This is a genomic window from Endozoicomonas sp. ONNA1, from assembly GCF_024606325.1.
Classification (GTDB): domain Bacteria; phylum Pseudomonadota; class Gammaproteobacteria; order Pseudomonadales; family Endozoicomonadaceae; genus Endozoicomonas_A.
Window position 1 is genome coordinate 1 of record NZ_JAHHPN010000801.1, and the last position, 1,231, is coordinate 1,231.

The 1,231-nt window shown below is 51.7% G+C and carries 1 protein-coding gene; it reads left to right on the plus strand.

What is annotated here, in order from left to right; all coding sequences use genetic code 11:
• Positions 1-1,231: hypothetical protein (locus KDK19_RS19140; RefSeq protein WP_257292637.1), on the plus strand; the 1,231-nt coding region annotated here is incomplete at both ends.

Here is a 1,231-nt window from a genome sequence, read left to right on the forward strand (position 1 = left end):
GCGATCACCACTATGATGCCTGGCTCTGGACACAACCAACAACCCAACCCGTCATCAGAATCATCCGGGCAGGAAGCCCCGAAAGCCCTCTCTCAACCCATAGGCTATTTCACTAGCCTTCTGTATTCTGATTCTGGCGGGAATAATGGAGTCCCTGAACAACAACCACATACGTTAGGTTTAAACTGTTTCGTTCATCTCTGTCATGGGGCTTGTCAATTCCGGCAGTCTTCCGGTTTATCCGATAGCAGAGCGCCGGATTGCGAAGAAAGTTCGAAAGATCCAACAGTAGCAACGCCCGGGCAAAACTCATGCCCTCATTTGACCAATAGATACTGCTCTATTTGCAAACCTGTTAACGGGGTCGCCTTAGATTCAATGGTTGTAGGGACAATCGATAAAAACGTCCCTGCCGGGCAAGCCATTTGCAACTTGATCATATTCGGGGAAGATGGCCAGCTGCTGCAATGTGGGAAGGTCTTGAAGGATGCAAAATCACTGTCGCGTCACATAGGCAACAGCCACTCCGGGCAAAAAATCTGTGACCTGACTGTGGTCGGGGAGGATAGTCAACCGCAGCCGTGTGGGAGTGTCTGCAAGAATGCTCAAGCCCTGCAGAATCACAAAAGAAGAGACCACACGACGCAACAAACCTGTGATGTGCCCGTGATCGAGAGGGACGGTCTGCAACGGCCCTGCGGGTCGGTCTGCAGAAATGCTGCAGCTCTGGCCACTCACAAAAGCGGACAGCACACCGGGAAAAAGACCTGTGACGTGACCGTAATCGGGGAGGGTGGCCAGCCGCGACCATGTGGAAAGGCTTGCAGAAATGCCGCATATCTGTACATTCACAAAAGCGGACAGCACACCGGGCTAAAAACCTGTAACGTAACTGTAATCGGTGAGGATGATCAGTCGCGGCCATGCGGAAAGACCTGCAAGAATGTTCAAGCCCTGACGAATCACAAAAACAGAGACCACACCGGGCAACAAACCTGTGACGTGACTGTAGTTCGGAAGGATGGTCAGCCGCAGCCATGCGGGAAGATCTTCAGGAATGCTAAAGCCCTGTTGGAGCATAAAAGCGGATACCACACTGGACAACAAACCTGTGATGTCACCGTGGTCGGGGAGGAAGGCCAACAACAGCCATGCGGAAAGGTCTGCAAGAATGCAAAAGCCCTGTCGAATCACAAAAGAATGCATCGAAAACGCAAGCCTTCTGAACAAT